This window comes from Gemmobacter sp., assembly GCF_016792925.1.
GTDB lineage: Bacteria > Pseudomonadota > Alphaproteobacteria > Rhodobacterales > Rhodobacteraceae > Gemmobacter.
The window spans coordinates 1-7,808 of record NZ_JAEULU010000179.1 but is presented as its reverse complement, the minus strand read 5'-3'; the positions used below and the strand labels follow the sequence as shown (position 1 = coordinate 7,808).

At 64.6% G+C, this 7,808-nt stretch carries 7 protein-coding genes; all 7 read left to right on the top strand.

Annotated features, from left to right (window positions below; genetic code table 11):
• Nucleotides 1-13: 13 nt before the first annotated feature.
• The 7 genes from JNN06_RS08430 to JNN06_RS08400 all read left to right on the top strand — a co-directional run bounded on the left by JNN06_RS08430 (nt 14) and on the right by JNN06_RS08400 (nt 7,442).
• Entirely contained in the window at nt 14-985 is a 972-nt protein-coding gene (locus tag JNN06_RS08430) for a sugar-binding transcriptional regulator (RefSeq protein WP_291239144.1), read from the top strand.
• A 102-nt stretch (nt 986-1,087) separates the two neighbouring features.
• Complete coding sequence (locus JNN06_RS08425; protein ID WP_291239143.1) at nt 1,088-2,401, top strand: sugar ABC transporter substrate-binding protein; 1,314 nt, start codon at nt 1,088-1,090, stop codon at nt 2,399-2,401.
• Between the two features lie 117 nt (nt 2,402-2,518).
• Nucleotides 2,519-3,391: a sugar ABC transporter permease gene (locus JNN06_RS08420; RefSeq protein ID WP_291239142.1), complete on the top strand. Its 873-nt coding sequence runs from the start codon at nt 2,519-2,521 to the stop codon at nt 3,389-3,391.
• A gap of 3 nt (nt 3,392-3,394) precedes the next feature.
• Nucleotides 3,395-4,225, top strand: a complete 831-nt coding sequence (locus tag JNN06_RS08415; RefSeq protein ID WP_291239141.1) for a carbohydrate ABC transporter permease — start codon at nt 3,395-3,397, stop codon at nt 4,223-4,225.
• A gap of 9 nt (nt 4,226-4,234) precedes the next feature.
• The gene (locus JNN06_RS08410) at nt 4,235-5,227 is read left to right on the top strand and encodes an ABC transporter ATP-binding protein (RefSeq protein WP_291239140.1); all 993 of its coding nucleotides are present in this window, start codon (nt 4,235-4,237) and stop codon (nt 5,225-5,227) included.
• A complete protein-coding gene (locus JNN06_RS08405; protein ID WP_291239139.1) occupies nt 5,227-5,997 on the top strand; it encodes an L-iditol 2-dehydrogenase in 771 nt (256 codons plus the stop codon). The genes JNN06_RS08410 and JNN06_RS08405 overlap by 1 nt, the downstream gene beginning before the upstream one ends.
• 2 nt (nt 5,998-5,999) lie before the next feature.
• Nucleotides 6,000-7,442 (top strand): mannitol dehydrogenase family protein, encoded by a 1,443-nt coding sequence (locus JNN06_RS08400; RefSeq protein ID WP_291239138.1) that lies wholly within the window; start codon nt 6,000-6,002, stop codon nt 7,440-7,442.
• The last annotated feature ends 366 nt before the right edge of the window (nt 7,443-7,808 follow it).

The window sequence follows — 7,808 nt, the reverse complement described above, 5'->3', positions numbered from 1 at the left end:
TCCGAGGCCAGCCATGAGCCGTGCGCCCAGCCTGAAAGCCGATCCCGAACCCACTGTCGAGGATGAGGCCGCCCGCGCGGGCTGGCTTTATTATGTGGGGGGGATGACCCAGGACCAGATTGCCACCGAGATGGGCGTGTCGCGCCAGCGCGCGCAGCGGCTGGTCAGCCGGGCCATGGCGGACGGGCTTATTCAGGTGCGGCTGAACCACCGGATCGGGGCCTGCATTGATCTGGAAACCGCGCTGCGCGACCGCTACGGGCTTGGCCGCGTGCGCGTGGTGCCGGGGCTGGGTGCGGGCGCCGATCCCGGCCTTGGCATCGCCTCGGCGGCGGCGGCGGAGCTGGAGCGGTTCCTGCGCATGGCGGACCCTCTGGTGATCGGGCTTGGCACGGGCCGGGCGCTGCGCGGGTTGGTGGATGCCATGGCGCCGCTGGAGGCGCCGCAACATCGCCTCGTGTCGCTCATTGGCAATATCGCCCCCGACGGCTCGGCCTCGTTCTTCGATGTGGTCATGCGGATTTCCGACAAGGTGCGCGCCCCGCATTACCCGATGCTGGTGCCGGTGATCTCTCATACTGCGGCAGAGCGCGCGGCCTTCCACGCCCTGCCCCCGGTGCAGCGCGTGCTGGAGCTGGCGCGGGCGGCGGATGTGGTCTTTGTCGGCGTGGGGCAGATGTCTGCCGATGCGCCCTTGCGCAAGGACGGCTTCGCCTCCGAGGCCGAGATGGCGCAGATGCAGACCGCCGGCGCCGTGGGCGAGGTGGCGGGCTGGGTCTTCGATTCGGAGGGGCGCTATCTGGATCTGGGCATCAACACCCGCACCGGCGGCGTGCGGGTGGAGCCGGGCCTTGCGCGCCCCGCCATCGGCATTGCTGCGGGCGCATCCAAGGTGCAGGCGATTCGCGGCGCGCTGAAATCCCGCATTCTCAACGGCTTGGTGACCGACGCCCCCACGGCCGAGGCCCTGCTGACCCGCCCCTGACCTTCGCAGATGCGGCGGAAGCGGGGGCTTGACGATTCTGCCCTCATGTGAGCATTTACCCGCAATGCGATGATTTGCTCACGCATACAGGGAGGATCACTGATGACCATGACTTACCGCGCCATGCTGGGCGCGACTGTTGCGCTCACCCTTGCCAGCGCGGCGCTGGCCGAAACCACCATCACCGTGGCGACCGTGAACAACGGCGACATGATCCGCATGCAGGGTCTGATGGATGATTTCAACGCCAAGCATCCCGACATCAAGGTCGAGTGGGTGACGCTGGAAGAAAACATCCTGCGCCAGAAGGTCACGACCGACATCGCCACCAAGGGCGGTCAGTTCGACGTGATGACCATCGGCACCTATGAGGCGCCGATCTGGGGCAAGCAAGGCTGGCTGGTGTCGCTGAACGACCTGCCCGCCGAATATGACGTGGACGATCTGCTGCCCGCCATCCGCGGCGGCCTGACCGTTGACGGCAATCTGGTGGCGGCGCCTTTCTATGGCGAAAGCTCGATGGTGATGTATCGCACCGACCTGATGGAGAAGGCTGGCCTGACCATGCCCGAGGCCCCGACCTGGGCCTTCATCAAGGACGCTGCCGCCAAGATGACCGACAAGGATGCCGAAATCTATGGCATTTGCCTGCGCGGCAAGGCGGGCTGGGGCGAGAACATGGCCTTCCTGACCGCCATGTCCAACTCCTTCGGCGCCAAGTGGTTCGATGCCGACTGGAAGCCCCAGTTCGACCAGCAGCCCTGGAAAGACACGCTGAACTTCTACCTCGACCTGATGACCAATTACGGCCCGCCCGGCGCGTCGAACAATGGCTTCAACGAAAACCTTGCGCTGTTCCAGCAGGGCAAATGCGGCATGTGGATCGACGCCACGGTGGCGGCGTCCTTCGTGACCAACCCCAAGGAATCCACCGTGGCCGACAAGGTCGGTTTTGCCCTCGCCCCCGACAATGGTCTGGGCAAGCGCGGCAACTGGCTCTGGGCCTGGAACCTCGGGATTCCGGCGGGCTCGCAGAAGGTTGATGCCGCCAAGGCCTTTGTGGCCTGGGCGACCTCGAAGGAATATCTCGCCCTCGTGGCCGAGAAAGAGGGCTGGGCCAACGTGCCTCCGGGCACCCGCACCTCGCTTTACGAGAACCCCGAATACCAGAAAGTGCCCTTTGCCAAGATGACGCTGGACAGCATCAACGCGGCAGACCCGACCAAACCGACCGTGGACCCGGTGCCCTATGTCGGCGTGCAATTCGTCGCCATCCCGGAATTCCAGGGCCTTGGCACGATGGTGGGCCAATTGTTCTCGGCGGCGCTGGCAGGGTCCAGCACGGCTGACGATGCGCTGGCGCAGGCTCAGGCCGCCGTCACCACCGAAATGACCCGCGCGGGCTATATCAAGTAAGCGCTGCGGTCACATGAAGTAACGAAACCCTGACCAGTTTCGTTCCTCCCGGGCGGGGCCGCCCTCTCAAATCCGCGGCCCCGCCCATTCCTTTTCCCCCTTCCATCAGGACATGCCATGGCGACCGAACACTCCCGGACGGCTGCACGCCTTATGGTATCCCCTGCCGTCATCCTGCTTTTCCTCTGGATGATCGTGCCGCTCGGGATGACCATTTACTTCAGCTTCCTGCGCTACAACCTGCTGATGCCCGGCATGGAGAGCTGGACCGGCTTTGACAATTACTATTATTTCCTTGTGCAACCGGCCTTTGGCGCGGCCCTGCTGAACACGCTTTTGCTGGTGGGGGGCGTGCTGCTAATCACGGTTGTGGGCGGTATCCTGCTGGCCCTGTTGCTGGATCAGCCCTTCAAGGGGCAAGGCATCGTGCGCGTCATGGTGATCGCGCCCTTCTTCGTGATGCCCACCGTTTCGGCGCTGGTCTGGAAGAACATGTTCATGAACCCCGTGAATGGCATGTTCGCGCATCTGGCCAAGACCCTTGGCCTGCAACCCTTCGATTTCCTGAGCCAGGCCCCGCTGGCCTCGATCATCCTGATCGTCGCCTGGAGCTGGCTGCCCTTCGCCACCCTCATTCTGCTGACCGCGCTGCAATCCCTGGACCGCGAGCAGATGGAGGCCGCCGAGATGGATGGCGCCAGCTGGATGAACCGGTTCATCTATCTGACCCTGCCGCATCTGACGCGCTCGATCACGGTGGTGGTGCTGATCCAGACCATCTTCCTGCTGTCGGTCTTTGCCGAAATCCTTGTGACCACCAATGGTGGCCCCGGCACGGCCTCCACCAACCTGCCCTATCTCGTCTATCAGCAATCGCTGCTGAACTATGACGTGGGTGGCGGCTCCGCGGGCGGCATCGTCGCCGTCATCCTCGCCAATATCGTTGCCTTCTTCCTGATGCGCATGATCGGCAAGAATCTGGAGAGCTGAGACATGGCCCGCAAATCCTCATCCCTCAAGACATCCGTGGTGACGGTTGCCGCCTGGACCATCGGCTTCCTGATCTTCTTCCCGATCCTGTGGATCATCATCCTGTCCTTCAAGACCGAGGGCGATGCGATCAAGGCGCCGCTGGAGGTGCTGACCTCGGGCTGGACGCTGCACAGCTATGCCGAGGTGCAGGAACGCTCCAACTATGCGCTGCATTTCTGGAACTCGGTCGTGTTGTCGGTCGGCTCCACCCTGCTGGCGCTGGTCATCGCGGTGCCTGCCGCCTGGGCCATGGCCTTTGTGCCGGGCAAGCGCACCAAGGATCTGCTGATGTGGATGCTGTCGACCAAGATGATGCCCGCCGTGGGCGTTCTGGTGCCGATGTATCTGTTGTTCCGCGACCTTGGCCTGCTGGACAGCCGCGCCGGTCTGACGGTGGTGCTGACGCTGATCAATCTGCCGATCGTGATCTGGATGCTGTATACCTACTTCAAGGAAATCCCCGGCGAGATCCTTGAGGCGGCGCGGATGGATGGCGCCACGCTGCGCTCGGAAATCCTCTACATCCTGACCCCGATGGCCGTGCCGGGCATCGCCTCCACCATGCTTTTGAACATCATTCTGGCATGGAACGAGGCCTTCTGGACCCTGCAACTGACCACCAAGGCCGCGGCCCCGCTGACCCAGTTCATCGCCAGCTATTCCTCTCCCGAGGGGCTGTTCTACGCGAAACTCTCGGCGGCCTCGACCATGGCCATCGCCCCGATCCTGATCCTTGGCTGGTTCAGCCAGAAACAACTCGTCCGCGGCCTGACCTTTGGCGCGGTGAAGTGAGGTAACCCCATGGGAAATATCACCCTTTCCGCAGTGACCAAGACCTTTGGCGATGTGAATGTCATCCCGCCGCTGGATCTGGAAATCAATGACGGCGAATTTGTCGTCTTCGTCGGGCCGTCGGGCTGCGGCAAATCCACCCTGCTGCGGCTGATCGCCGGGCTGGAGGACATCAGTTCCGGCAAGATCACCATTGATGGCCGCGATGCCACCGATGCCGCCCCGGCGGAACGCCGCCTCGCCATGGTGTTCCAGTCCTATGCGCTTTACCCGCATATGTCGGTGCGCAAGAACATCGCCTTCCCGCTGAAAATGGCAAAGCTGCCGCAGGCCGAGCAGGACCGGAAGGTGGAGAATGCCGCGCGCATCCTCAACCTGACCAATTATCTGGATCGTCGTCCCGGCCAGCTTTCGGGCGGCCAGCGGCAGCGGGTGGCCATTGGCCGCGCCATCGTGCGCGAACCGGCGGCCTTCCTGTTCGATGAACCGCTGTCGAACCTCGACGCCTCGCTGCGCGTCACCATGCGGCAGGAAATCAGCGAGCTGCACCAAAGCCTTAAGACCACCATGATCTATGTGACCCATGATCAGGTCGAGGCCATGACCATGGCCGACAAGATCGTGGTGCTGAATGCCGGCAATATCGAGCAGGTCGGCAGCCCGCTGGAGCTGTATCACCGCCCGCGCAACCTGTTTGTCGCCGGTTTCATCGGCAGCCCCAAGATGAACTTCATCACCGGGGCCGAGGCTGCCAAACACGGCTGCACCACCCTTGGCATCCGTCCCGAACATATCGAGGTCGGCGGCGGCGATTGGGAGGGCGTGATCGGTCTGGCCGAGCATCTGGGCTCTGACACCTTCCTCAAGGTCGAGGTGGCGGGCGTGGGCAATCTGACGGTGCGGGTGCCGGGCGAACGGGGCCTGCATCACGGCCAGACCATCCGCCTGCATGCCCCTGCCGACAAGCTTTACCGCTTCGGCCCGGACGGGTTGGCGCTCTGATGCGGCTGGCAGGCAAGACCGCCCTGATCACGGGCGCCGCGCGCGGCATCGGGCTGGAGTTTGCCCGCGCCTATATCGCCGAGGGCGCCCGTGTGGCGCTGGCCGACATCAACGCGGAGGCGGCGGCAGCCGCCGCCTCCGGCCTTGGACCGCAGGCCGTGGCGGTGCAGATGAACGTGGCCGATCAGGCCTCGATCGAGGCGGGCTTTGCCGAGGCTGTCGGCAAGCTGGGCAAGCTGGACATTCTGGTGAACAACGCGGCGCTCTTTACTGCGCAACCCATCGTCGAGGTCACCCGCGCCGATTATGACCGCCTGTTTGCGGTCAACGTGGCAGGCACGCTGTTCTGCCTGCAAGCGGCCGCGAAACAGATGATCGCGCAAGGCACAGGCGGCAAGATCATCAACATGGCCTCGCAGGCCGGGCGGCGCGGCGAAAGCCTTGTGGGCGTCTATTGCGCCACCAAGGCCGCCGTCATCAGCCTGACGCAAAGCGCCGGCCTGAACCTGATCGCCCATGGCATCAATGTGAATGCCATCGCCCCCGGCGTGGTCGAGGGCGAGCATTGGGATCACGTCGACAGCCTGTTTGCCAAATATGAAAACCGCCCGCTGGGCGAGAAAAAGCGCATCGTCGGCGAAGCCGTGCCCTTTGGGCGCATGGGCACCGCCGCCGATCTCACCGGCATGGCGATCTTCCTCGCCACGCCCGAGGCTGATTACATCTGCGCCCAGACCTTCGGGGTCGACGGCGGCAACTGGATGGCATGACCATGACCGCACAAGCTCCCTCCGTCGCCCTTCCCGAATATGACCGCAGCAAGCTGACGCCCGGCATTGTTCACATCGGGCTGGGGAATTTTCACCGGGCCCATATGGCGGTCTATCTGGATGATCTGTTCGCCAAGGGCCTGGGCCAGGATTGGGCCATCATCGGGGCAGGTGTCCGGGCGGGCGATGCCCGGATGCGCGAGGCCCTGAAGGCGCAGGATTGCCTGTCCACCGTCATCGAGCTGGACCCGCAGGGCAAGACCTGCCGTCGCATCGGCGCCATGATCGACTTCCTGCCCGTCGAGGCCGACAATGCCAGCCTGATCGCCGCCATGTCGCGCCCCGAAATCAGGATCGTCAGCCTGACCGTCACCGAGGGCGGCTATTTCATCAATGCCGCCACCGGCGCGTTTGACCCGACGGCGCCGGAGATTCAGGCCGATGCCGCCAACCCGGATGCGCCCGCCACCGCCTTTGGCGCCATTCTGGCCGCCATCAAGGCCCGGCGCGCGGCGGGGGTCCAGCCCTTCACCGTGATGTGTTGCGACAACCTGCCCGGCAACGGCCATGTCACCCGCGCCGCCGTGGTGGGCCTTGCCCGCCTGTCCGACCCCGCGCTGGCCGAGTGGATCGACACCCATATCGCCTTCCCCAATGGCATGGTGGATCGCATCACCCCCGCGACCGGCCCGCGCGAGCGGGCGCTGGCCGAAAGTTTCGGTCTTGCCGATCCGGTGCCGGTGACCTGCGAGCCGTTCCGGCAATGGGTGGTGGAAGACAGCTTTCCCACCGGCCGCCCGCCGCTGGAAGAGGTGGGCGTCACCTTCTCGGATCACGTTCATGCCTATGAGATGATGAAAATCCGCATCCTGAATGGCGGGCACGCGATCATCGCCTATCCCGGCGGCTTGATGGATATCGAGCTGGTGCATGAGGCGATGGCGAACCCGCTGATCCTTGGCCTGTTGGACAAGGTGGAGCGCGAGGAGGTCATCCCTTGCGTGCCGCAGGTGCCGGATACCGAGATCCCGGCCTATTACGATCTGATCCGGGCGCGGTTTTCCAACCCCGAGGTCGCGGATACCGAGCGGCGGCTGTGTCTGGATGGCTCGAACCGGCAGCCGAAGTTCATCATCCCTTCCGTGCGCGACCGCCGCGCGGCGGGTCAGTCGGCGCGGGGCTTGGCGCTGGTCTCGGCCATGTGGTGCCGCTATTGCGCCGGTGTGTCAGACAGCGGCGCGGTGATCGAGCCGAATGACCCGAACTGGGACGTGCTGCAACCGCTGGCCCTGGCTGCGAAAAATGACCCGGCCGTCTGGCTGGGCCAGCGCACGATCTATGGCGATCTGGCCGAAGATGCCGAATTTGCCGCCGATTTCGCGCAGTGGCTGAACAGCCTGTGGGTCAAAGGCACGGCGGCGACCTTGCAGGACTATCTGCGCTGACGCGCTATTGCGGGCGGATCTGGAAACGCATCGCGTTTCCCCGCCCGCCGCGCCACGTCGCCACAAGACCGGGCCAGAAGACCTGACAGAGGCCAGAGCCCGCCCGGTGGGGGCAAAGCACCCGCCCCCCGCAGGGCGGGCGGCTCATCCGTTGGCTTTGGGCCACCGGCCCAAACGCGGGAACGCTTCCACATGACCTCGGCGATGGCCTCGGCCAAGCTACCGGGGCCGGAAATAGGAAACGCAGCGCGTTTCTCCGGCCCTGTAAGAACATCCTCGCAAGACCCGCTTGAACCCATGACCGAGAGGCCCGCGCCCGCCCGGCGGGTGTGAAGCACCCGCCCCCCGCAGGGCGGGCGCTGGCCG

What these genes read in the sequence shown, in the direction of transcription:
- JNN06_RS08430 (WP_291239144.1), top strand. Translation starts at nt 14, where the DNA reads ATGAGCCGTGCGCCCAGCCTGAAAGCCGATCCCGAACCCACTGTCGAG.
- JNN06_RS08415 (WP_291239141.1), top strand. Translation starts at nt 3,395, where the DNA reads ATGGCCCGCAAATCCTCATCCCTCAAGACATCCGTGGTGACGGTTGCC.
- JNN06_RS08400 (WP_291239138.1), top strand. Translation starts at nt 6,000, where the DNA reads ATGACCGCACAAGCTCCCTCCGTCGCCCTTCCCGAATATGACCGCAGC.
- JNN06_RS08410 (WP_291239140.1), top strand. Translation starts at nt 4,235, where the DNA reads ATGGGAAATATCACCCTTTCCGCAGTGACCAAGACCTTTGGCGATGTG.
- JNN06_RS08425 (WP_291239143.1), top strand. Translation starts at nt 1,088, where the DNA reads ATGACCATGACTTACCGCGCCATGCTGGGCGCGACTGTTGCGCTCACC.
- JNN06_RS08420 (WP_291239142.1), top strand. Translation starts at nt 2,519, where the DNA reads ATGGCGACCGAACACTCCCGGACGGCTGCACGCCTTATGGTATCCCCT.
- JNN06_RS08405 (WP_291239139.1), top strand. Translation starts at nt 5,227, where the DNA reads ATGCGGCTGGCAGGCAAGACCGCCCTGATCACGGGCGCCGCGCGCGGC.